21 protein-coding genes are annotated in these 22,247 nt (G+C 60.2%); 5 read left to right on the plus strand and 16 right to left on the minus strand.

Translation table 11 applies throughout. The features are described 5' to 3' along the window. Positions 1–48: 48 nt before the first annotated feature. Positions 49–612: a DUF3833 domain-containing protein gene (locus ACH6CX_RS11890; RefSeq protein ID WP_237064132.1), complete on the plus strand. Its 564-nt coding sequence runs from the start codon at positions 49–51 to the stop codon at positions 610–612. A gap of 32 nt (positions 613–644) precedes the next feature. On the opposite strand, the gene ACH6CX_RS11895 is transcribed toward ACH6CX_RS11890, so the two are convergent. Next, entirely contained in the window at positions 645–2,516 is a 1,872-nt protein-coding gene (locus ACH6CX_RS11895) for a serine hydrolase domain-containing protein (protein ID WP_334079159.1), read from the minus strand. A 165-nt stretch (positions 2,517–2,681) separates the two neighbouring features. Here ACH6CX_RS11895 and ACH6CX_RS11900 point away from each other — a divergent pair, with 165 nt between their 5' ends. Beyond that, entirely contained in the window at positions 2,682–4,751 is a 2,070-nt protein-coding gene (locus tag ACH6CX_RS11900; protein WP_396675459.1) for a winged helix-turn-helix domain-containing protein, read from the plus strand. A gap of 11 nt (positions 4,752–4,762) precedes the next feature. Here ACH6CX_RS11900 and ACH6CX_RS11905 read toward each other — a convergent pair whose 3' ends face one another. From ACH6CX_RS11905 to ACH6CX_RS11920, 4 genes are all read right to left on the minus strand, one after another. After that, complete coding sequence (locus ACH6CX_RS11905) at positions 4,763–5,089, minus strand: hypothetical protein (protein ID WP_232940647.1); 327 nt, start codon at positions 5,087–5,089, stop codon at positions 4,763–4,765. A 374-nt stretch (positions 5,090–5,463) separates the two neighbouring features. Then, complete coding sequence (locus tag ACH6CX_RS11910; protein WP_232940646.1) at positions 5,464–5,634, minus strand: type II secretion system protein M; 171 nt, start codon at positions 5,632–5,634, stop codon at positions 5,464–5,466. A gap of 90 nt (positions 5,635–5,724) precedes the next feature. Further along, positions 5,725–5,898, minus strand: coding sequence for a hypothetical protein (locus ACH6CX_RS11915; protein ID WP_232940645.1), 174 nt, complete (start codon positions 5,896–5,898; stop codon positions 5,725–5,727). Positions 5,899–6,037: 139 nt separating this feature from the next. Continuing rightward, positions 6,038–6,322, minus strand: coding sequence for a hypothetical protein (locus ACH6CX_RS11920; protein ID WP_396675460.1), 285 nt, complete (start codon positions 6,320–6,322; stop codon positions 6,038–6,040). A 159-nt stretch (positions 6,323–6,481) separates the two neighbouring features. Between ACH6CX_RS11920 and ACH6CX_RS11925 the strand changes: the two genes are divergently transcribed. Continuing rightward, positions 6,482–6,691, plus strand: a complete 210-nt coding sequence (locus ACH6CX_RS11925; RefSeq protein ID WP_396675461.1) for a hypothetical protein — start codon at positions 6,482–6,484, stop codon at positions 6,689–6,691. A gap of 5 nt (positions 6,692–6,696) precedes the next feature. Further along, on the plus strand, positions 6,697–7,344 hold the full coding sequence (locus tag ACH6CX_RS11930; RefSeq protein WP_396675462.1) for an alpha/beta hydrolase: 648 nt from the start codon (positions 6,697–6,699) through the stop codon (positions 7,342–7,344). Positions 7,345–7,354: 10 nt separating this feature from the next. Here the strand turns inward: ACH6CX_RS11930 and ACH6CX_RS11935 are convergent, their stop codons facing one another. The 5 genes from ACH6CX_RS11935 to ACH6CX_RS11955 form a co-directional block, all read right to left on the minus strand. Then, the gene (locus ACH6CX_RS11935) at positions 7,355–8,053 is read right to left on the minus strand and encodes a DUF6064 family protein (RefSeq protein ID WP_334079164.1); all 699 of its coding nucleotides are present in this window, start codon (positions 8,051–8,053) and stop codon (positions 7,355–7,357) included. Continuing rightward, the gene (locus ACH6CX_RS11940) at positions 8,050–8,991 is read right to left on the minus strand and encodes an aldo/keto reductase (RefSeq protein ID WP_334079165.1); all 942 of its coding nucleotides are present in this window, start codon (positions 8,989–8,991) and stop codon (positions 8,050–8,052) included. The genes ACH6CX_RS11935 and ACH6CX_RS11940 overlap by 4 nt, the downstream gene beginning before the upstream one ends. 68 nt (positions 8,992–9,059) lie before the next feature. After that, a complete protein-coding gene (locus tag ACH6CX_RS11945; RefSeq protein ID WP_334079166.1) occupies positions 9,060–9,482 on the minus strand; it encodes a hypothetical protein in 423 nt (140 codons plus the stop codon). Positions 9,483–9,597: 115 nt separating this feature from the next. After that, positions 9,598–12,744: an efflux RND transporter permease subunit gene (locus tag ACH6CX_RS11950; protein ID WP_396675463.1), complete on the minus strand. Its 3,147-nt coding sequence runs from the start codon at positions 12,742–12,744 to the stop codon at positions 9,598–9,600. 4 nt (positions 12,745–12,748) lie between these two features. After that, a complete protein-coding gene (locus tag ACH6CX_RS11955) occupies positions 12,749–13,822 on the minus strand; it encodes an efflux RND transporter periplasmic adaptor subunit (RefSeq protein WP_396675464.1) in 1,074 nt (357 codons plus the stop codon). 409 nt (positions 13,823–14,231) lie between these two features. Here ACH6CX_RS11955 and ACH6CX_RS11960 point away from each other — a divergent pair, with 409 nt between their 5' ends. After that, positions 14,232–15,338 (plus strand): MipA/OmpV family protein, encoded by a 1,107-nt coding sequence (locus tag ACH6CX_RS11960; RefSeq protein WP_334079168.1) that lies wholly within the window; start codon positions 14,232–14,234, stop codon positions 15,336–15,338. A gap of 288 nt (positions 15,339–15,626) precedes the next feature. Here ACH6CX_RS11960 and ACH6CX_RS11965 read toward each other — a convergent pair whose 3' ends face one another. The 6 genes from ACH6CX_RS11965 to ACH6CX_RS11990 all read right to left on the minus strand — a co-directional run bounded on the left by ACH6CX_RS11965 (position 15,627) and on the right by ACH6CX_RS11990 (position 21,989). Next, positions 15,627–17,039: an alginate export family protein gene (locus ACH6CX_RS11965; protein ID WP_396675465.1), complete on the minus strand. Its 1,413-nt coding sequence runs from the start codon at positions 17,037–17,039 to the stop codon at positions 15,627–15,629. 61 nt (positions 17,040–17,100) lie between these two features. Further along, complete coding sequence (locus ACH6CX_RS11970) at positions 17,101–18,864, minus strand: amidohydrolase (protein ID WP_237064122.1); 1,764 nt, start codon at positions 18,862–18,864, stop codon at positions 17,101–17,103. A gap of 145 nt (positions 18,865–19,009) precedes the next feature. Beyond that, entirely contained in the window at positions 19,010–19,636 is a 627-nt protein-coding gene (gene ycaC / locus ACH6CX_RS11975; RefSeq protein ID WP_334079170.1) for an isochorismate family cysteine hydrolase YcaC, read from the minus strand. A 1,093-nt stretch (positions 19,637–20,729) separates the two neighbouring features. After that, positions 20,730–21,002 carry a hypothetical protein gene (locus tag ACH6CX_RS11980; protein ID WP_232940633.1) on the minus strand — a complete coding sequence of 91 codons (273 nt, stop codon included), beginning with the start codon at positions 21,000–21,002 and terminating at the stop codon, positions 20,730–20,732. 72 nt (positions 21,003–21,074) lie between these two features. Next, the gene (locus ACH6CX_RS11985; RefSeq protein WP_396675466.1) at positions 21,075–21,551 is read right to left on the minus strand and encodes a cupin domain-containing protein; all 477 of its coding nucleotides are present in this window, start codon (positions 21,549–21,551) and stop codon (positions 21,075–21,077) included. A 99-nt stretch (positions 21,552–21,650) separates the two neighbouring features. Then, on the minus strand, positions 21,651–21,989 hold the full coding sequence (locus tag ACH6CX_RS11990; RefSeq protein WP_396675467.1) for a ribonuclease E inhibitor RraB: 339 nt from the start codon (positions 21,987–21,989) through the stop codon (positions 21,651–21,653). Positions 21,990–22,247 lie beyond the last annotated feature (258 nt).

The following is a 22,247-nucleotide window of genomic DNA, read 5'->3' on the forward strand; positions in this document are numbered from 1 at the left end:
GCTGGCCGGCGTAGAGTCCTTTTACGAACCTCCGAGAGGAATATCCCGATGCCCGGAACTGCAATACGCCGTGTAGTCCTGCTTGTCGCGGCCAGCCTGCTGCTGGCCGCCTGCTCCAGTACCGATGTTTCCGCGTATCGCGACCGGCAACCACAGTTTGTGCCGGAAGAATTTTTCCGCGGCCCGCTGACTGCGCACGGCATCCTCAAGGATCGCTCCGGCCGCGTGACGCGCACGTTCAATGCGCAGCTTAAGGGCAGCTGGAACAATGGCGAGGGCCTGCTGGAGGAACGATTCGTGTTCGACGACGGCGAGGTGCAGTTCCGCGACTGGCGCCTTGTACCCACCGGAGCCGACAGTGCCGGCGTGCGTACCTTCTCCGGCACTGCCGGCGACGTGGTCGGCCCGGCCAAGGTCCGCGTCAGCGGCAACGCCATGTTTATCCGCTATACCCTGCAGGTGCCCTGGAAGGGAGACACCATCGAGGTGGATGTCGACGATCGTATGTACCTGGTGTCCGACAGGGTGCTGATCAACGAGTCCAGCCTGAGCAAGTGGGGCTTCAATGTGGGCGAGATCGTGCTGACCATCATCCGGGGACAGCAGCCCTGAGCTGCTGCCACTGCCCCGGCTGGCTGCAGGCACTAGGCCCACAACCGGATTCCCATCAGGCCCCAGCCGAACATATAGGCAGCCAGTGCCAGGTTCAGCATCACCATGGCAGTGGCATGCCAGAAAGTGAAACGCCCCACCTGACCAATACCCGCATCCCGGTGGCGGAACCAGACCCGCAGGCTCCACAGTGCCATTAGCGGAAACAGGACGGTACCGCTGAATACCAGCAGCGTTGGCACAGAGACACGACCGGCCTCGGCGTAGGGGCTCGGCCCACCGAATGCCAGCAACACGCCCGCTATTGCCATTCCCAGCGCCAGTACGGTGAGCATCGGCCAGGCCCGCAACGCCACCTTCGCGCCGCGGGAGCCGCGGCCCAGTAGCAACCGCGGCAGCCATACCAGTGCCATCAGCAGGCCGGCCAGGGTACAGACGAGCCAGAGAACCAACAGCAGCAATGGCGCATAGGCGACGAGCACACCGGTCTTCACCAGTGTCTGCGGCCCGTAGTGCAGCACGTCTCCCGCCACGGGATCTTCAGCCCGTACCAGGGCCACCCGCCCGCTGTCCGGCTGCAGGTAGGTATTTCCGGAACCCGCCACCAGTTCTCGCACCGGGCCACCCAGCACCGGCCCGACGGTGATAACACCGTCGTGAACCTGCAGCTTCCAGGGCAACAGGCTGGCAACAAAACCAAAGCGACCGGAGACCGGGCTGATCGAGCGGTACAGGCCCGACATGGCCAGGTCTGCCTGTGCCAGCGCACGTGCCGGCTGGACTTCAGCCGGCTGGCTGGTGCGGGCGATATAGGCCGACAGCAGCCGGTGAATTTCCGCCACCGCCGGGCCTTCACCGTTGGCCAGGATCACATAGCCCTTCTGCAGCTCCGGCTGGTAGGCAAGCAGGCTACGGGCACCGGGCAGGCTTCCCTCATGGCCGAAAAACACCGTGTCATCGTGCCGGAATACAGTGTTGCCCAGCCCCCAGGCGAGTTCCAGCCCGGCATCCGCGGCAAGCGTTGCGCGGGGACTTTCCATTTGTACCAGTGATGCCGGGGACAACAACCTGTCTTCGCCGGCGCGACCCCGCTGCAGCAGGAAACGCACGAATTTCACCATGTCCGTAAGGCTACTGTTGAGCCCACCGGCAGCGCGGTTGTTTAGGTGCCAGTAACCTTGCGGCCGCCCCCTGCGGTAGGGGGTGGCAGCGTGTGAGCGATAGTTGTCCGAATAGAAGTAACCGCTGTCGTTCATAGCCAGCGGCACAAAGAACTGGCGCCGCACGAACTCCTCGTAAGGTATGCCCGCTAACTTCTCCACGATGTAGGCGGCCACTAACGGGCCCGTATTGTTATAGGCCGAGCGGGATCCCGGCACCCAGCGTGACGTGCGTGAATGCGGGTGCAGTGCCAGGGCTGCGCGGATACTGATGGGCTCACCCCCGGCGGACACCAGTTCCGGGAAATGCGGCGCGTCCCAGCCACTGCTGTGGTTGAGCAGGTGCACCAGTCGTACCGGGTGCTTCCCTTCCCAGGGGTTGTGGAACTCGATCTCCGGCGCCAGCCGGGCGAGGGGATCCGAGAGACTGACACGGCCCTCCTCTACCAGTTTCATCACCGCCAGGCTGACAAACATCTTGGAGATGGACCCCAGCCGAAACTGTGTGTCGGCGGTTACCTGCCGTTTTGCCGCCAGGTCTGCCATGCCGGCGGTGTGCTGCCACAGCAACCCACCGTGACCTACCAGGGCGACGGCAAGGCCCGGCGTTCGGGCCCTGGCCCCGATAGCCTCAATCGCCTGCTCCAGTTCGTGGAGGTTTCGCGGCGGACCTGCTTCCGGTTGGGCGACAGTGCCGGTCGCGTATATCAGCAATACCACGGTGCAGTACAACAGTGTTTTCATGTGGGATCCCCCTGGTTTGTCGGCATGCCCGCAGGGGCATGGCTGTGATTTAATGAGGGGAATATCGGCGTGCCCGCTGCGGTCCGCAAAGGAAGGAATGTGAACACCTGTGAAGGCCGGCGCGGGACACTGGTCACAGCCGGTCACAAGGTGTAAGTGGCTGATTTGAAAAAAGAAAAACAATCCGGCGAGCCCGTCGCAGATAGCTGGCGGGTTGGCGAGTTCCATTTCGACCCGCGCACCGGCAAGCTCTCGCGCGGGGGAGAAACCTACCGGCTGGAGCCGCAGGTCAGTACCTTCCTGGCACTGCTGGTAAAGCATGCCGGTGAAACGGTGAGCCGCGATACCATCAACCGGCAGATCTGGCCGGACCGGGTGGTGAGCGACGATGCCGTGCGGGCCATGGTGAAGAAACTGCGCGAGGCCCTGGGAGACAATGCCCGGGACCCCCGCTATCTCCGCACCCTGCCCCTGAAAGGCTATGCACTGATTGCCAGGACGGGGCCAGTCACGACAGGCAGGCGCACGTCCAGAATGGCCATCGCGATCGCCGCTAGCGGTATCACAGCGGTCCTGGTAGCCGCCATCGCGATGACGGCCATTGATGGTCGTGGGGCCGGCGAACCGGAAGCGGTGATCGAGCAACTGACCGGTCTCCCGGGCTCCGAGGTAAGTCCCGACTACAGCCCGGCTGCCGAGCGACTGGTGTTTTCCCACCGCGCCAGTAAAGACGACACCCTGCAGCTTTACGCCAAGGAGCTGCCCTCCGGCCGCGTGCAGCGGCTTACCTGGGACAGCGCCAACTACGCCAATGCCCACTGGTCCCCCGACGGCACCCGGCTGGTCTATACCCGCAGCCAGGGAGAACAGCTACAGCACTACCTGGCGGGCTACGATCCGGAAACCGGTATTGTCGACCCGCGCCCGCTGCCACAGGGAGATGGCCAGCGCCGCTACCTGCAGGGCTGGTCTCGCTCCGGCGAGGCCATCTACCTGAAAGATGCCGGCCAGCCCCAGGGAATCTGGCGGCTGGAACTCACCCGGCAATCCCTGCACCAGCTAACGGCACCGAGCGTCAACGGTGTGGGCGATTACTTTGCGCGGGAATCCCATGACGGCCGCCGGCTTGCCCTGCTGCGGGGGCTTGAGGACAACAAGCGGGAGCTGCTGGTGCTGGACCTGGCCACAGGCACACTCCTGCATACCCGCCTGCTCACCACTCCTGTTGACCGGCTGGCATGGCACCCGGATGGACTGCGCATCGGGCTGTCGGGGTTCAATGGCGAACTGCTGGAATACCGGCTGGATGAAGACCGCTTTGTGCCCCGGCCCACACCGGACCGCTTTATCAACGACCTGTTTTTCCAGTGTGGCAATGACTGCTTCCTGATGCGCCGCCATAACGGCAACTTCCTCGACCTGGAGGAGCAGCCGGATCCCTTCGCCGCCAAATCATTAATGGCTGCAGATCGCTTTGACCTGCCCGGCGCGGAGGATTTCCCTCATTACTCCCGCGGCGGCGAACGTCTCTTCTACGCGTCACTGGCTCGCGACCGGCTCTACATTCAGCGCCAGGACCCGCAACAACGGCGGAAAACACTGGTATCACTGCCGGTGGAGACTCGGATACAGGCCCTGCAGGCCAGTCCCGATGGCACCATGGTGGCGGGTATCGCCGGGCGCCGCCTGTTCACGGTTTCCGGTGAAGGCGGGGAGCTGCACTACCTTACCAGCGACCTGGATCTCGCCAGCGCCCCCACCTGGTCAGCGGACAGCAGTGCCCTCTTCTACGCCAGGCGCGAAAAAGGTGCGTCAGTAATCTATCGCTTCCAGCCCGGAACCGGCCGGCACGCCCCGTTACTGCACGGATACGCCGCCCTGCGCATCCTCGCAGATGGCCGCGCGGTTGCCATCGACGAACAAAATCGGGCATGGCTGCTCGTGAGCGTGGACCAGGCCGCTGCGAGGCGGGAACTGGGCAAAGTGGCCTCAGCCCAGCCCAATCGCTGGCAGGTCCGGGGAGACTGGCTGTATTACACCGAGCATCGCGGCAACGATGCCTTCGTAGTGCGTATCAGACTGGACGATGGCAGGCGGATGGAGCGGCTGCTGGCCCACAACCGCTTCCGGCTGCACTTTGACCTGCATCCACGGGCGGACCGCATGATCGGGGTCAGGTCGATGCTGGCAGAGAGCGACCTGGTAAAACTGTCACTGGCCCCGGTCAGCGACTGACGAAAGCGGGCTTATGCCGCAAGGAGCCCGCCAAACAGGATGACTGCACCGACCATGATCAGCCCCTGCACGATGGCAATCAGGATCGCCTTGAGGAATCCGGTACCCAGCACCAGCATGTAGGCAATGGCCGCGAGCGGAATGGTGATCAGCATGCCCCATTCCGCAGTCACCCCGGGAATCATGCCGCCGACAAAACGCTGGATGATTACCGCCAGCAGTAACGCAAACAGGCAATAGAAGGCGCCGGTATTGCGGGCCCCCAACATGGCCGCCGCCATCTTGAGCGGCAGCACCAGCAGGGCGACCAGCACGATCAATAAAATCAGGAATTCCATTTTATTCCTCCACAGTACCTGCGCCGCTCCCGGGAAAAGGCGCCAGCGTCAATCCAGGTGCCAGGATTTTTTTAAGAGCGCCCCGGCTGCCAGGGCCCGCCTTCCAGCTTGACGCCCTCTTCACCGCCATCGGCGCCGATATAAACCGACACCGACCACCCTTCCCGACACTACCACGCCATCATAGTCCGCATCGGGGAAGTCCGCGCGGTGATAGATGAACGGGCATCCTGCGGTCATGCCGCCGCCGTGGACTGATAGCTAACGACGGTTGGCGTGTAATCTACCCGGGACATCCCGGAGCCGGGATCCCCGGGAAGAGAGCACCCCCCGACAACGACAGAAAATATTGAATCCGCTAACCGGGTTCTCTGCTAATTTGCCGATAACAGCATCGCAGCGATCTTGCCTGCCTGCACCCCAGCACAAAAAACCAGGACCCCGCTGAGAATCACCCCCAGGGTGATCAGGGCGCGCTGCTCGATGCTGGAGGCACTCTGCCACCATTGTTTGAATGCCTCCCTGGCGGATTGCTCATTTTGCATCAGTTGTCCCTCCTTGTTATCCAGGCACACAATTACCGATACCCGAAATACTTCGAAACTATAAACAGCCTCACCCGACAGCACGCCGGGTTAATCGCGAAAAGCCTTGACCCTGAATGTGGCAAAGGTGATCAGGCCTATCATCAACAGCAACATTGCGGACAGCCAGAAAGTATCCCGGGGCGGCAGGCTGGCCGCCTGGGCCAGGTAACCAACCAGTGCCAATAACATCCCGGAAACCATCCCCATCAAATATCTGGTCATTATCATCCCTATTTTTATTTACACCGAAAACTTCCAACAATACATGAATATGTATCGTAACAGCACACCCGGCCTGCGCTCGGAAAAACGGAGCTCTCGGTCCCGGGATCACCATGCGCCTTGCACTCTGCCATGGCACTCAATAAAACCAATTGATAAACGCTCGCCAGGCAATCGACAGCAGGCGATACAGTCTCGTCACCACAAGACAAAGCAGTGCATATATGCCGAGATCAAACAACAAACTGGATAAGTTGAAAGGATCGGAGAACATGTTGTAGTCAAAGCCCAACCTGGCAAAGATCATCTCTGACCCGATGATTGCGAGCAGAACCACAATAAAAAACTCGCGCCCGGACTGTCCTCCCAGCTTTTCAGCAGCCCCTCCCTCGGTGTCATTCGCCGAGTTATCCCCTACCCCCATTCTAAAATCCTTGATTAAGCCTGATTGAAAGTCCCTTACAAACCATTAAAGCGATACTATCACTGGAGCCCCGGGCTGAAGCAATTGCAGGAGCCAGGTCAGCCGGGAACAGTTCGCGGAGGTAGCACAGCAGTTCCAACTAATAACCAGGAGGCTTTTATGGGCCATCTCAGCTTGTTACTGGCTACGGCCATGCTTTTTCCCGGTGATGCTCATAACACCATCGATGGCTATGCACCTGTATCGGCAAATCCGGCCTACTCCGACACCACCGGCCACACCAACACAAAATTGCCTACGGCGATGACCCAAGCCAGTACGGCCTCTTGTGGCTGCCACAGAAAAACACAGAATCCAGCGGGTCGCTGATCGTATTGATCCACGGCGGTTGCTGGTTGAGCGCCTACGATATTACCCACACCTTTCCACTGGCGACGGCGCTGGCGCGCCATGGCTACCCGGTATGGAACCTCGAATACCGCCGCAGCGGCGAGACCGGAGGAGGCTGGCCCACCAGCTATGACGATATCCAGCGCGGGATCCGTGCACTGCCGGCACTCGGGGCGTTTGGGGTCTCGCCCGACCAGGTTATCCTGATAGGACATTCCGCCGGCGGCCACCTGGCGCTGCTGGCGGCGTCGGACTGGGAGCAAATGTTTCCGGGGAAAGCACCCCCGGTTTCTGCCGTGGGCCTGGCCGCGATCACGGATATCAAGCTGTACGCGGCCGGAGACAACAGTTGCCAGCAGGCGACACCGCAGTTTATGGGCAGCATGCCGGAGGTAAACGGCAATGCCTACACCGAAGCCAATCCGGCGGAACGGAAGATTACTGCCCCGGTCACACTGCTTCAGGGAGAGCTGGACCCGATCGTGCCGAGGGCACAGTTCGAGCGGCTGGGCGGACCCGAAGTAAACCGAGTGCTGGAACCGGGCGCGGGCCACTTCGACTGGATCCACCCAGGCACGCCGGCGTTCGCAACTCTGGTGCAGCAGCTGCAGGCCATCGGTGCGCCGAACTAAACCTGCCAACTCAGGCGGGAGCCCCGCCTCCGCGCAACCGCCTGAGCCCGGCCACAGTTTTCCACACCAGGCCGAGCAGCCCCGCTGCCAGGACGGTAAAGGTTAGCGGTGCCCAGGGTGCCTCGAGCACCAGTAACGTCATCCCCGAAATTGCAATCCAGGCCAGGGGTATAACCGCGGCCACCCACAGGCCGATGCCACGGAGCGCCACCAGTACCACACCCAGCGTCATTATTGCGGTGGGCGCCGGGTGGATGGCGAAGGTCTCCGCCTGGAACCAGCCGTAGCCCAGCAGCGGGGCAATCACTGGCAAGCCGAACAATCCCAGCACTCCCAGCAGCGCACCAAGCATCGCCGGTAGGGTTTTGAATCGTGGCGCGTGATCGATACCGAGCCCGCTGGCACCGACTGCGGCGAGCATGATCCCCTCAAGCACAAACCCCCAGCCGATATCCTGCCCGGCCCAGTTGAGCTCACCGTAGCGCAGCATGAAATACCCCACCCCCACAAAGACCCACGCCGGGGCGAGTAGCAGGCAGGCGAGACGCGCACGCCCACGCAGGACAAGTACAATAATTACGCCTCCCAGCAAAAGGGTGAGCAGGTGCAGCGGCCAGAAATCCTCGCCCATCCGTTCCAGCAGGCGATAATAGACATCCGCGGTAAAGGGAATGAAATCCTCCAGGCGGTAGCTGGACCATTCGCTCATAGCGACTCGATATGCCGGATCATTTTCCGGCGGCAGTCGGGGGATGGCAGCGGTTTATTGCCAGCCCGCATATTCTCGTTCAGGTGCTCGACCCGGGTGGTGGCGGGAATGGCGCAGTTCACCGCCGGGTGGCTGACAATAAACTTCAGCAGGAAGTCGGCCCAGGTCTGGCAGCCGCACTCCTCCCTGGCCCAGGCGGGGACATTTTCGCTGCGTTTCAGGCCCTTGATCAGGCGACCACCGTCGTAGGGCCGGTTGGCGATTACCGCAATACCCCGCTCCCGTGCCAGCGGCAGCAGCCGGGCCTCCACTTCCCGGTGGGTGATGTTATAGGTCAGCTGGGCGAAATCGATGTCTTCAGATGCCATTACCCGCTCGAACTCCCGGTGGCGGCGGCCGTGCGAAGTGGTGATACCGATATACTGGATCCTGCCCTCCGCCTTCAGCTCGCGCAGGGTTTCAAGCTGCTGTCGCCAGTCCACCAGGTTGTGCACCTGCAGCAGGTTGAATTCCGGCAGGCCCCAGCGCGCCGCGAGCTGCTGGAACTGTTCCCGGGCGGATCCGCCCGCCGGGCTCCAGACTTTCTCGGCGGAAAACAGTGACTCGGGCACACCCAGTTTTTTCAGGGCATAGCCCATCACATCCGGTGCCGAGCCGTACATCGGGGAGGAATCCACCAGCCCGCCACCATGATCGAAAAATGCCCGCAGCACCTCGGTACGGGCATCCAGCAATTCCGGGTCGCTGCCCACGTTGAACGTCTGCCAGGTACCCAGCCCGATCACCGGCAGTTGCTCGCCGGTGGCGGGGATCGCCTTGCGCAACAGGCCATCGGGTGCGGCTCGCAGTACCGGGGACATTGCCATGGCAGCCAGACCCGTAGACACCAGCTTGAGGAATTGCCGGCGGCCAGTCTTCGCGTGAGCGTTTGTCGTCATGCTTGCTGCCTCCCGGAATTGAGTGGCGTAGCGGGTTTAAGGGACTCAGGTTTTAAGGGACTCTGGTTTTAAGGGGCTCGGGTTTCAAGGGAGGCTGGTTTCAGTAACGCCGTGGCCAGCAACAGGATAAAACAGGCCAGTACGAACACCTTGTTTACAAACCAGTTGGTGCGCCAGATAGACCATTCGGGTTGCACGAGAAACTGGGCGAACTTGGTGCCAATAATCAGTATCTCCACCAGCGACACCACCAGCGCAAGACGGTAGAGGTAAGTGGGCCGCACCAGCAACGCCCAACCCAGCCACACATGGATCACCGGCCAGAAATCCCAGTATATGTAGCGCATCCATGGCTCGCCGTTCGCCAGCGCGTAACCGATGGGAAAGAGATACTTGATGAAAACGGTCCAGGCCGCGAGGATAAACAGGAAATGGGCGAGAAAAGTCACCCAGCCGTTTGCGTTCAGCCCGCCCGGATTTTTACTGGCCATGGCCACCTCCCGCTATCAACCAGCCTGTTCCTGTCCCGGGGAAAGGTCCAGGTAGAGAAAACTACCGGCGACAGGAAAACCACCGCCGGCACCAGGGCAAAATTCCAGGCCCGACTTAATTGCCGGTAGCCGCCTGCAGCTCTTCCTCCAGCCTGCTGCTCTCCACCGAGCGCGGCTTGTGGAAGCGCCCCAGCCCCAGGTAAACCACCGGGGTCAGGTAGAGGGTAAACAGCGCCGCCAGCCCCAGGCCACCGAACATCACCCAGCCGATCGCACCGCGCGCCTCGGCGCCGGGACCGCTACTCAGGATCAGCGGCAGCCCGCCCAGCACCGTAGAGAGCATGGTCATGGCGATGGGGCGCAGGCGCACCTGTGCCGCCTCGGTAATCGCCTCGTACACACTGTGGCCACGGTCGCGCAGCTGGTCCGCGAACTCCACCAGCAGGATGCCGTTCTTGGCCATCAGGCCGATCAGCATCACCAGCCCGATCTGGGAGAAGATGTTCACCGTGGTACCGGTGAGGAACAGCGCGTAGACCGCCGCGGCCAGCCCGAACGGTACCGTGGTCATGACGATCACGGCACTGCTGATGCCCTCAAACTGGGCGCACAGCACCAGGAATACCACCAGGGCGGCGATGGCATAGGTCATCGCCACCTCGCGGGAGCTCTCTTCCAGGGTATCGGCCTCGCCCTGGAACAGGATGCCGACATCCTGCGGCAGGATCTCGCTTCCCAGGGCACGCAATTCCTCCACCGCGCTTGCCAGCGGGTAGCCCGGAGCCAGCCCCATATCGATCTCGATCGCGCGACGCTGGCCGTGCCGGTCCAGCTCCGCGGCCACGCTCTCCTCGCGCAGGCTGACCATACTCGACAGCGGCAGCAGCTTGCCGCTGCTGCTCTTCACATAGAGGTTTACCAGGTCCTCCGGTGACGAGACGGTAGTGTTGGCGGCCTCCAGCATGATCGGTACGGCCTGGTCGCCCACATTCAGGTCCACCACATCCAGCCCATCGACCACTGCCCGCAGGGTTACGGCAATATTTTCCAGCGGCACCCCCAGGTCCGCCGCACGGCGACGATCGATCTCGATCGACAGCTGCGGCTGGGTGGGCCGGTAACTGATATCCGGCTGGCTCAGGTGGGGCAGCCGGTCCTCAATGGCGCGGGCCATCTCCCGGGCGGCCTGGTAGATGCGGTTGTAGTCATTGCCCACCAGGGCAATCTCGATCCCGCCGCCACCGCCGCGCAGGGACAGGCTGTTGGGGCTGCTGACGCGAATTCGGGCGCCGGGTATCTGTGCCAGCGGCCCGGCAATTTCCCCGGCCAGTGCCTGCTGGGAGATCTCCCGCTCCTCCCAGTCCGCCAGGGGCAGGGTCACCCGGGCCCGGTTGGGGTCGTAGCGCCCGATCAACGTAATGATATCGGTGGCATCGCCGCGCTCCACCAGCGGTCGCACCACATCCTCGATATGTTCCGCCTGGCGGGCAATGTAATTCTGCCCCACGCCATCCGGGCCGGTGGCATCGACGCGGATCAGCCCGCGATCTTCCGATGGCAGCAATTCCTTGCCCAGCACCAGGTAGAGCCCGCCCGCGCCCACAGCGAGCATCAGCGCCACCGCGAAGCTCAACCGGGCATGGCGCAGGCAGGCGACCAGGCTGCGCTGGTAAGCGTTCGCGATACGACCACCAATACCCACCAGGCGCTCGTAGACCGGGTGCGGACGCTGTTGCCGCTCATCCCGGGTAATACGCGCGGTGAGCATCGGCACCAGTGTCAGCGCCACCACCGAGGACAGCGCCACCGCCGTGGCCAGCACCAGCCCGAACTCGCGGAACATGCGCCCGGCGGTACTGGGCAGCAGCGAAATGGGGATAAACACACTGACCAGCACCGCCGTGGTGGCCAGTACGGCAAAGATCACCTGGCGTGTACCCAGCACCGCGGCCGCCCGGGCCCCGAGGCCCTGGGCGCGGCGCCGCTGGATATTCTCGAGCACCACAATCGCGTCATCCACCACCAGGCCGGTGGCCAGCACAATCGCCAGCAGGGTCAGGATGTTGATGGAAAAGCCCATCAACCAGATACCCGCCAGGGTGCCCACCAGGGCGATGGGAATGGCGGTGCTGGGGACCAAGGTGGTGCGGATATTGCCAAAGAACAGCCAGATGGCGGCAATCACGATGGCGATGGTGAAGCACAGGCTGGTAACCACCTCCCGCACCGAACCCTGGATAAATACCGCCCGGTCCTCGGTCACGGTGATTTCGAGATTGTCGAAGCGCTGGTTCAGGCTGTCGATTACCCGCCGCACGTCCTCGCTGATATCGATGGTATTGCTCTGCGCCTGGCGCACGATACCCAGGCCGATTACCGGCCGGTTGTTCAGGTACACCAGCGACTGCACATCCTCGGGCCCGAACGCCACGTGCGCCACATCGCCAATGCGGGTAGTGCCGCTGATCACGATATCGCGCACCTGTTCCTCGGTCACCGTCGACGCGTCGGTGCGCACCAGCAGTTGCTGGTCCTCCGAGCGGAAACTGCCGGAAGGTACATCCAGCGGTGCCTGCTCCAGTACCGCCGCCACGTCACTCACTGACAGGCCAAAACTGGTGAGGCGCAGCGGGTCCAGTACCACCCGCAGGACGCGCTGGCGCTGGCCGGAGATGGGCACATCGGCGACGCCGGGAATCGAGATCAGCTCCGGAACGATGTCTTTCTCGATGATGTAGGTGAGCGCCTCATCACGCAGGCGCTCGCTGGTTACCGCCAGGTTGATCACCGGCTCCGGCTGGTCTGCGGCCTTGACCACCACCAGCCGCTCCACGTCCTGCGGCAGGTCCCGCTGGGCCTGGTTCACCGCTTCGCGCACATCGGCGGCGGCGGTATCCAGGTCCACATTGGCGTTGAACTCGACATGGATACGGAAATTGTTCTCCTCGCTGGAGGACTGGATATTCCTGATGCCGGAGACCCGCGCCACCGCCCCCTCGACAATGCTGGTGACCTCGGAATCCATGGTCTCCGGGGAAGCGCCGGGCATCTCACCGCGGATCGATACCACCGGTACATCCACATCCGGCAACTCGCGCACTTCCACCGCACTGAATGCGGCGATACCGGCAATGGCAATCAACAGGTTGAGCACCAGCACCAGTACCGGGCGGCGGATCGCCAGGGAGGCCAGGTCACCCCGGTGTGGCCCGGCGTCCTGGTTCACTGCGGAATCCCTGTCGCGAGTGGAATCATTGCTCATGGGATTACAACCTCGCCATATTGGCCACCGGCATGCCCTCGCGCATTCGCTGGGTGCCCTCGGTCACAACCGACATCCCCTCGGGCAGGTCGGAATCCACCAGGATGGCACCCTGCAGCCGCTGCACCACCGTGGCCGGCACGCGGCGCACCTTGCCACTGCCGTCCACGGCCCAGACAAAGGCGCCATCATTGCCCCACTGCAGCGCCACTTCCGGTACCACCGGGTAACGGCCCGCCGCCAGCTTCAGGGTTACCCGGAAGCTCATGCCCGGGCGCAGCCGGTCGTCGCCGTTATCAACCCGCGCCCGCACCGTGAAGGTGCGGGTCTGCGGGCTCACCCGGCTGTCGATATCGATCACCTCACCCTGGTGGCCGGGGTCGCCGTTGGACCAGGTGGATACCGAGATCGGCTGCCCCTCGTCGATCTGGCCGTGAAACAACTCGGGCACCTGGAAAGTCACCAGCAGCGTGCTGCGGTCATCGATGGTGGTGATCTCTGTGGAGGGATCGACCCGCGCACCGGGGTCGATATTGCTAATGCCGATATAGCCTTCGAAGGGCGCCTCGATCGAGCGATGGTCCAGCGCCACTTCGGCCCGGTCCAGGTTCAGCCGGGCGCGCTCGACTGCACTGCGGGCATCGTCCACGGCGTTCTCGGTCACCGCGCCGGAGTCCCGGGTGCGCTGGTAGCGGCTGTACAGCCGTTTGGCATCTTCCAGTGCCACCCGCGCGAGCTGCACCGCCAGGCGCTGGTCGCGCTGGTCCAGCTGCACGATGGTCTGGCCCGCCGCGACCCGGTCGCCGGCCTTGAGGCTCACCTCCACCACCTCACCACTCACTTCCGGGTACAGGGTGACACTCTTGTCCGCACGGGAGGTACCAACGGCCTCGACCCGGACCAGCCGCGGCTGCCATGCCACGGTTTCCGTCACCACCGGCTGGGCCCGGGGCTGCTCCCGCTCCCCGGGAGACTCTGCAGCCGGTTCGCACCCGGTCAGCAGGGTGATAGCCAGTAATGCAACACCGGTGGCAACGCCCCGCTGGCGGCAGAAGCGTCCTCGTTGGACAGTTTTCAAGTTAGCTCCACAGAAGTTTTTTGATTATCAGTCAATGAGAAGTCCAGACTACTGCGAAATATTCCCGATTTCACTAATTCGGCCGCCCCGGCCATGCAGCTGCCCTCTCCCTTCCCTACGCTGAACGCGCCCGGATGGGTTAAGTCCCCTTACCTGCGCGTGCGCAACCCCCAATGCGAACCGGTCACCGGAGCAAAGCCGATGGAAGACTCTGCATTGGGGGTATTGTGAAACTCCTACACTGTTACATGGTGCATGTTGAAGCGCCAACGGGCGACACACCGCAGGAAGGCAATGACAAACGGATTGCGGGCTGTGATTCACTGCGAGCGCGGTCCGCAGTAACAGTCATCTGCTTCTTCAGCCTCTGCGTACATAGAAGTTGGAATTCCCGGGACCACCTCTGCTTATGAAACAACCAGCCGTACTTTCACTGCTGTTCTCGTTGCTCGCATCCGCGACTGCCAGCGCAGCCGATATTAATGTTCGCATGCAAAACCTGCCGCCAGAGGGAGTGGTCGTACTGCAGGTTTACGATGACCCGGATGCTTTTGGTGATTTCCGGCGTCCCGCGCGCGAGGTGCGCTATGACATCCAGCCCGGGCAGAATTACGTGATTCCCGATGCCCCTGCCGGCGAGGTCGCGGTGCTCGTGTACCTCGACTCGAACAATAACCGGGCGCTTGACCGCAACTTTATCGGCATCCCCCGGGAGCGCATCGGCCTGTCCAACAACTACCAGCCCAAGGGCCCCCCCAGCTTCCAGCAGGCAAGTTTCTACGTAGCGCAGGACCGGCCCAACGAAGTCAACATCGAGCTATACGAGATTCTCGGCGAGTCAGGCCAGTGGGGCGTGGGCCTGGGCGTGATCACCCGCAGCAGCCCGTATGTGGGTTCCGACACCACTGTGGTGCAGCCGATTCCCGCCATCACCTATTTCGGTGACCGGTTACAGTGGGTGGGCCCGGCGCTGCGTTACGGGATCCTGGGCAGCGACACCCTGCGCCTGGCAATCACGGCGACTTATCGTGTCGGTGCCTACGAAGAGGACGATTCCGACTTCCTGGAGGGCCTTGGCGATCGCGACAGCACGCTGATGGCGGGCCTGGGCCTGGTTTACGAGGGCCCCAACGGTTTCGAGTTCGACCTGGGTTATGAGCACGACGTGCTGGACCAGATCGGCGGTGGCAGTGCAGTGGCGCGGGTATCACGCGGTTTCCAGTTCGGCAAGCTGCGCCTGTCACCGGAACTGGGCGTCAACTGGCTGAGCAGCGACCTGGCCGACTATGACTTTGGTGTTCCCGTTTCCGCGGCTACGCCGGCCCGCCCGGCTTACAACGTGGGCGACACCGTCACCGTCGAGGTTGGCCTTGGCGGCCTGTATGAGATTACCGAAAACTGGCGGGTGATACTCAGTGTCGGCGTGGAAGACCTGGGCAGTGACATCACCGACAGCCCGATTGTCGACGATGACCGTGTGATCAAGGGCTTTGGTGCCGTCACTTACGCTTTTTAACGCCGGGAACACGGGCCCACAGTAGCTTCAGCATGCCCCGGGGAACCCGGGGCATGCTTGCAGGTTTTCCCTCTCCCGCTTTTATCCTCGCCTGCGCAGCCGACGATGAGGGGCATAACAGTCGCTCTCCTCGGCCTTTGCCCGATCCCGGGCAAGTTGCGCCTGGCAGCGACCGGGCGATTAATACTAATTTCGCGTCCACAACAATAAGACCAGGCACCGCCTGGAATGCCCGATCACCCCAAACAGCGAAGCGCTTCCCGAAGCAGGGGTTCACCTGGACCAGTATCAGAACCGATACTGCAATGTAATTTCGGTAAACCCGATATCCTCGGACGGCCCGGCTTCACGCAGGAACTTTTCCGGATTGCCATGGGTGTAAATCGCGGTGAATGCCAGCCCGCGGCGGAACGTGTATTCGGCAGTCAGTGACAGCGCGGTGAACGCAAAATGGTTGTCACTGCCGTTGGGCCCCCGGACTATCTGCCCGCTGGGGCTGTAGAGCCCGTCTTCCTTCTCCAGGCGCCAGAAAAGGTTCAGGTCAGTTGTAAACGCCAGTTTCTCTGAAGGCTGTAGGTAGAGAAACACGTGAAAGTTATAAAAGTTGCGCGGACCAAAAACCGCAGCTTCGGAAAAGTAGTTCCCCCGGGGATAGAGCGGATTGAAGGTGCCCAGGTCATCGTCGTCCGGGTCGCTGTCACCACTGGCAACATTAATGCTCAGCTTCAGTGCCGGCTGCAGGTGAACGGCTTGCCATCGGCGTGTCGTTTCGGTCGCCAGGGTCCAGGCGCTGATATCTCCCTGACCAAAGTGCCCAAACTGGTAGAGCGCCTCCCAGTTCCAGCGCCAGTTGCCTGCCTCGCCCCAGTAACGGGCGCCAAGGGAATGGCGATCCTCATGCGCAGTCCCCTGCACGTAGGTGGAGCCCTCATTTTCGTACCCCAGGTAGTAGAGATCCAGGTCACCCGGGAAGGGCAACGGCTGCTGTAATACGCTGTAGATGCCCCACAGCGCCTGGTTGTTATTGCTATCGTCATCAAAAACACCCCGCAGGTCCCGGCGGGGTCGAGCAGCCAGCAGGTCGATACGCCAGCGACTGTCGATGACGAACCCCCTGCCACCGTCGAAGGTTCGCCGGACGTTCGGTCCCTCGCGGACATCAACAAGCCGACCAGAGCCCAATACCATCTCCTGCCGGCCGAGGTGCAGTGTGGCTTCACGGCCGGCGCGGGTCTCCCGCCCCAGGTCCAGGAATGCGTTCTGCCACTCCAGCTCGTCTTCATCCACGGGGCTCGGGCCGGCGGCGCGACCGGTTTCCAGCGCGCTGGTGAGCTGGCCGAAGAAGCGCAGGTGTCGATTCCAGTGCAGGTCGCCGAGCAGTGAATAGCGCTGGAGCCAAACGCCATGCTTGTCCTGCTCGTCCTCACCGAAGGTGGGGCTGTCGGTGTACTCGTAGCGCTGTCGCACCTCGCCGCCGATGGTCAGGTAGCCGCCGGAGCGATTTCCAAGCGGGATATACTTCCAGCAGTCCGGCCAGCAGGATGCGGGCGGTCTATTCGCCAGTTCGGAATAGTCCTCCTGGTAGCGTAATTTTTCTATCGGGGGCAGGCCACTGGAATCCGCCATTCCCCCCACGCTCAACAGCTGGGAAATGGTAGCGAATCCGGTGGATAGAAAGTGCATCTTCCCGGAACTACGCATCCGCGCCAGCTCTGTAGGATGGGTGCAAAGCGAATGTTCGTCGGCGGCGCTGGACTATCAGCTAGCGCCTCTCCATGCTGTTCACCGGTGACCACTCGGGCAGGGCTTTTGTCGGCGGCTGGTGGTATTCCGGGAACGCCTCGGAGGCGTACCGAACTTCACCATTGACTGCGGTCAGGTCGGCCCGGGTATCCAGCAGCTTGCGCTCGTCCACCTCGAATATATCCTGATCGAGGATGGCAAAATCGGCCACCATTCCCGGCGCGATATCCCCCTTGCTGTCCTCCTCACCGGAGAACCAGGCGGACCCTCTGGTAAACAGCTTCAGTGCCGTCTTGCGGTCCAGGCGATTGTCCTTACCGTATAACTCGGTTCCGCCAACAGTTCGGCCGGAAACAACCCAGTAGTAGGTCACCCAGGGGTTGAAGCTGGCCACACGGGTGCCGTCGGTGCCAAGCCCCACCGGGATACCCATCTCCAGCATCTTGCGGATCGGCGGTGCGCGACCTGCGGCTTCTTTGCCGTAGCGGTCAATGAAGTACTCCCCGGCAAAGGCCATACGGCCCTGTACCGCGACCCCGCCACCCAGGGCCTTGATCCGCTCGAGGTTCTTGTCCGAGACGGTCTCCGCATGGTCGATGGCCCAGCGGACCTTGTTGAGTGGCTGGGTCTTGTTCACCTTCTCCAGCACGTTGAGAATATGGCCAACGGATTCGTCGTAGGTAGCGTGGAGCCTGAATGGCCAACCCTGCTTTACGTGCAGACGCACCACCGCCTCCAGCTCCTCTTCCGCGTTCTCCTTCAGGTCCGGCCGCGCCGAGGTGAAGTTCTCATAGTCAGCCGCGGACCAGACCAGGAACTCACCGCCACCCTCTACCACATAGCCATTTTCGTGGCCGCTGTGAAGGTTCTGGTCGTGATCGTAATTGGCCATCCACTTTTTGAACTGCGCCAGTTCCTTGCCGGGATCCTGGGGGAACAGGTAAGCAGAGATCCGCACGGGTAGCTCCCCATCTTTTGCCATTTTGGTGGAGGCTTTATAGTCATCCGGGAACTGGTGGCCGCCTCCCCCTGCATCCACCGAGCTTGTCTCGCCCAGGCTGAGCAGGTGGCGATAAAACTGGACCGAGGAATTGTATTGCTGCTCCGCATTCAGTGCTGGCAGTGCACCAATGGTCCGGTAGAGGATCATCGGGTTGGGATCAGCGATGAGTCTCCCGGTGGGGTTACCCTGGTCGTCCCGCTCATAGCGGCTTCCCTCGGGGGCCACACTGTCGCGGTTGACGCCCAGGGCTTTCATACCCGCCTTGTTGAGAATCCCACCGGAGTACAGGAAAAGCACAAATACCGGGGTATCGGGCGCAGCCTGGTTAATCTCCGCCACTGTGGGCATGCGCTTTTCCCTGAACTGGTAGGGGGACCAGCCGCCGATCACCCGCACCCACTGGCCTTCCGGGGTACGCCTGGCCTGTTCGCTGATCATCTCCAGCCCTTCTTCCAGGCTTTCCACGCCCTCCCAGCGGGTCTCGGTGTTGTAAAAGCGCCCACCCCTGACGGCGTGCACATGGGAGTCGTTGAGTCCCGGGATTACGCGGCGCCCACCGGCATCAATGACCTTTGTGTCCTTGCCCTTCTTTGCCAGCAGTTCGTCGGCATTTTCACTGACCTCAGTGAAGACACCATCCTTGACAGCAAAGGCGGTGAGGTTGTCGCCACCACTAAAGCTTGTCACCTTCGCGTTGGTGACAATCAGGTCGGGCGCACCCAGCGTCGTACCCGCATAGCCCGCGCAAATTGCCAGCAGAAAGTAAGCTACCGATTTCACGATATTTGTCTCCGTCGCGCCAGGACAGCGTTACCAGGCCATTGCCACAAGCGGTGCCAACCATGCCCCGGTTACACCACTCCAAAGCCCGCTATTTCGGGGGCTCGAGGCAAGCAGGATAAATTCACCTCGCCACAAGGATCCTCTACTTTCCTGAACCCGCCCTGTCATAGCTGGTCATCAGGTTGCGATAATCCGGGATATGGTTGCTAAACAGTGTGGCAAGCCCTTCTACATCGTTGCGCCAGTCCCGGTGTAATTCACAGGCGAGGCCGAACCATGTCATCAGTTGCGCACCGGCCTGCGTCATCCGGTTCCACGCCGAGTGGCGAGTAAGCTCGTTAAAGGTCCCCGACGCATCTGTCACAACAAACACCTCGAATCCCTCCTCAATCGCGGACAATGCCGGAAACGCCACACAGACTTCGGTGACAATTCCCGCAATGATCAGCTGCTTCTTGCCCGTGGCTTTTACAGCCTTGACGAAGTCCTCATTGTCCCAGGCATTGATCTGGCCCGGCCTGGCAATAAATGGCGCGTCGGGAAATTTCTCTTTCAGTTCTGGGACCAGGGGACCATTCGGCCCATCCTCAAAGCTTGTCGTCAAAATTGCCGGCAGCTTGAAGTATTCTGTCAGGTCGGCAAGGGCCAGCACATTGTTCTTGAACATGTCAGGTTCGATGTCACGCACCAGTGACATCAGGCCGGACTGGTGATCTACAAGGAGAACAGCTGCATCATTCTTATCGAGCTTTACGTAAGGCTTGTTCATGTTCGAATTCCACTGGCTTTCGTGATGCTCACATACTAGCCGAGGTTCTTTCGAACAGTGCTTTAGCCGGCACAGTTTTCAGCACTAGGGATAGCTTTAATTCACTCAGTCTGGCAGCGATTATTTCGCCTCCTATTCCGGTTAATCGACACGCCATTCGGTATGGGCTGGCAATCCCAACAGCGCGCTCTTTGAGAGAAAACGGTGCCACTGAGCTTCTTTGAATGTATCGGGACCTACGCAGGTGCATATCCAACGCCAACAGATCGACTCTTGTCATAACGGCAAGGATGAGCTCTCGGTCGAGCAGATAGTTAATCTTAGGTGGGAAACTGCCCCGGAGGCTAACCGAAAAAGTTTGGGGCATGACGCACTTAATACTGGACCTACTTTCTTTAAGCCGTGTTCGGCGCCATCCCCTCGGAGCCTGGGTTATTAACGCCCAGTATAGGTTGGTAATCTGCTACCACTTTCGGAGACACTTTATGTCTGTCAGCTTTCATACTCTGATGGTGATCGACAACCGAGAGTGAAGTGAAGCGGAGTGCAGGACATCGCAGGCCACGCTTTTTTGCGGGCGAATGCTGCGCCTTGTTATGCGTGCCGCACCCAACCGAGGCTGAGCACATAACGTGTACCTGAAACCACCCTTGATACTGAATGCTCTGACAGGTCTGGACGGAAGTACTTTACCCTCGAATTCTCAAAAATTGGCGAATCACACAGAAACTCACCACCAGAATTTGCCTTTTTTATAACTACATTCAATCGGTAGTGGCTACCTGAACTAACCCTATCTTTATGGGGTGGAATTTCTGCACCTTCTCTGAATCTCAGAAGATAACAATCAAAAGGAATTGGCCATTTCGAACCGAGCACGAAAAGCTTTTCATAGCCGGTATTCTGCCTACCTTTTTCCCATCTCCACAACTTCAATTTATACGCTCTCAATATTTCAGTTACTCAAGCGCATAACGCCCGTGTTTAGCAGCCCCGTGTAGCGCAGCGAAATGGGCGTCCGGTGTAGGGCCCCAGGCCCGAAATGTACTACAACTATTTGTTAAAGGCTTTTGAACAAAGCACTCGGTAGTCACTACAACAGCGACGATATTGTCTGGAAGACGCTCACAACCGTCAGGAATCCACCAATGAAGATCAGTCGTCTTTGAGAGAGATCGATACCCTGAATCAGAACAAAGGTTCCGACCGCGCCGCTGAAAAAGCCTCCGCTGAATTGGGAACCACCGACTGCATAAACAAACACCAAGTAAATTACCGCCAGCAGATAAAGCAATACTCGTAACGGCTTGAACTCAAAACGCTTGTAGTAGGCTTGGTCTTCTGGGGAAAGGTCTTCCTTGTTCACCGAAGGTTCCCTTTAGCTTTTAACGCTGAAGCACCGGCGGCCGCTTTGCGGCCGTCCGAGTGCCATGACTTGTTATGCCTTTTTGCTTTTGATTGTTTGGATGTCGGAGTGCTCCACTACCGTCCACTCACCGCTATTCCGGAACAATCTTTTACCGAGCCTCGAATAATCAGTCACATCCTGATCGAGACGTTGCCCAATAACCAAACAAACGAGGGGCTCGACACCATCGTTGAACATATCGTGTGCCTTACCATTGATGGGGCAGCCGATGAAATCACCAGCGTTCCCTCGTTGCCGCTCATACCCCAAAGTCGCCACACCACAACCAGACAAAATGAAAATGCACTCTTCTTCATAATGATGAACATGGTACTCCGTCGAGTAGTGGCCAGCGGGAACAGAGACTTGGTGCACGCCCATCTTCTGGAGTCCGACCGCATCACCCAGAGATTTATTGATTCTGACACCCTCGGGATACAAAAAGTGCTGTTTCTCGATACCCTCAAGCTGTTCAATTTCTCTCGCCGATAGGTACATGATTTCCATATCTCCCTTGGGCATAACGTCCGGTTTAGGGGTGGCTGGAGCGTAGTGTAAGCTGTCCCAGCCACGCTTTTCGCGGCGCCCACAACCGCTTGTTATGCATTATTCAAACATGACGCCCCAATACTCACAACGACCTCCAATATGTGCGGCTTTCTTAGTCGATTCTTCTAAGGTCGAGATAACGAATTCATAGGTCAATTTATTCCTCAACTGGAATTGGGCGTAACCAATTCCCTCTCCAAGTTCAATATCCTCTTCATCTGGATCGATAAATACTACACCCGCAAAGCTTTCAGAAATAAAGTTCTTTTCGTCTTTGCTCAGTGGCCAATGCTCAAATTCGAGCTGAAAGTCTATTTCCACCTCTTGGCTGAAATCAAAACCTTCTTTTTCTATCGATCTAAAAACATCTCCATGTACATCATTTGGCCAACTCATTATTTTCTCCTTATTGATGCATAACGAGCCTGTAGAAAAACAGGATGACAACCTGATATTCCATCGGCTCTCTTTCTTATAAGTTTAATGATCACGATTTAAACACATCCGTTTTACATAATCACTCATTTCACGTATTGAGGGCCTCTTTTGCGCAGACGAGTGTGGATATCCCTGTGAATCAGTGGATCGCCCCGTATCTCATCAACTTCTCAATGTTATGCACCAGGCAGAACATACGCCATTGCCCCTGGACCT

It is taken from the genome of Microbulbifer sp. JSM ZJ756 (assembly GCF_044383805.1).
Lineage (GTDB): Bacteria > Pseudomonadota > Gammaproteobacteria > Pseudomonadales > Cellvibrionaceae > Microbulbifer > Microbulbifer zhoushanensis.

What these genes read in the sequence shown, in the direction of transcription:
- ACH6CX_RS11890 (WP_237064132.1), top strand. Translation starts at nt 49, where the DNA reads ATGCCCGGAACTGCAATACGCCGTGTAGTCCTGCTTGTCGCGGCCAGC.
- ACH6CX_RS11895 (WP_334079159.1), bottom strand. Translation starts at nt 2,516, where the DNA reads ATGAAAACACTGTTGTACTGCACCGTGGTATTGCTGATATACGCGACC.
- ACH6CX_RS11905 (WP_232940647.1), bottom strand. Translation starts at nt 5,089, where the DNA reads ATGGAATTCCTGATTTTATTGATCGTGCTGGTCGCCCTGCTGGTGCTG.
- ACH6CX_RS11910 (WP_232940646.1), bottom strand. Translation starts at nt 5,634, where the DNA reads ATGCAAAATGAGCAATCCGCCAGGGAGGCATTCAAACAATGGTGGCAG.
- ACH6CX_RS11915 (WP_232940645.1), bottom strand. Translation starts at nt 5,898, where the DNA reads ATGACCAGATATTTGATGGGGATGGTTTCCGGGATGTTATTGGCACTG.
- ACH6CX_RS11920 (WP_396675460.1), bottom strand. Translation starts at nt 6,322, where the DNA reads ATGGGGGTAGGGGATAACTCGGCGAATGACACCGAGGGAGGGGCTGCT.
- ACH6CX_RS11925 (WP_396675461.1), top strand. Translation starts at nt 6,482, where the DNA reads ATGGGCCATCTCAGCTTGTTACTGGCTACGGCCATGCTTTTTCCCGGT.
- ACH6CX_RS11935 (WP_334079164.1), bottom strand. Translation starts at nt 8,053, where the DNA reads ATGAGCGAATGGTCCAGCTACCGCCTGGAGGATTTCATTCCCTTTACC.
- ACH6CX_RS11940 (WP_334079165.1), bottom strand. Translation starts at nt 8,991, where the DNA reads ATGACGACAAACGCTCACGCGAAGACTGGCCGCCGGCAATTCCTCAAG.
- ACH6CX_RS11945 (WP_334079166.1), bottom strand. Translation starts at nt 9,482, where the DNA reads ATGGCCAGTAAAAATCCGGGCGGGCTGAACGCAAACGGCTGGGTGACT.
- ACH6CX_RS11950 (WP_396675463.1), bottom strand. Translation starts at nt 12,744, where the DNA reads ATGAGCAATGATTCCACTCGCGACAGGGATTCCGCAGTGAACCAGGAC.
- ACH6CX_RS11960 (WP_334079168.1), top strand. Translation starts at nt 14,232, where the DNA reads ATGAAACAACCAGCCGTACTTTCACTGCTGTTCTCGTTGCTCGCATCC.
- ACH6CX_RS11965 (WP_396675465.1), bottom strand. Translation starts at nt 17,039, where the DNA reads ATGCGTAGTTCCGGGAAGATGCACTTTCTATCCACCGGATTCGCTACC.
- ycaC (WP_334079170.1), bottom strand. Translation starts at nt 19,636, where the DNA reads ATGAACAAGCCTTACGTAAAGCTCGATAAGAATGATGCAGCTGTTCTC.
- ACH6CX_RS11985 (WP_396675466.1), bottom strand. Translation starts at nt 21,551, where the DNA reads ATGGAAATCATGTACCTATCGGCGAGAGAAATTGAACAGCTTGAGGGT.
- ACH6CX_RS11990 (WP_396675467.1), bottom strand. Translation starts at nt 21,989, where the DNA reads ATGAGTTGGCCAAATGATGTACATGGAGATGTTTTTAGATCGATAGAA.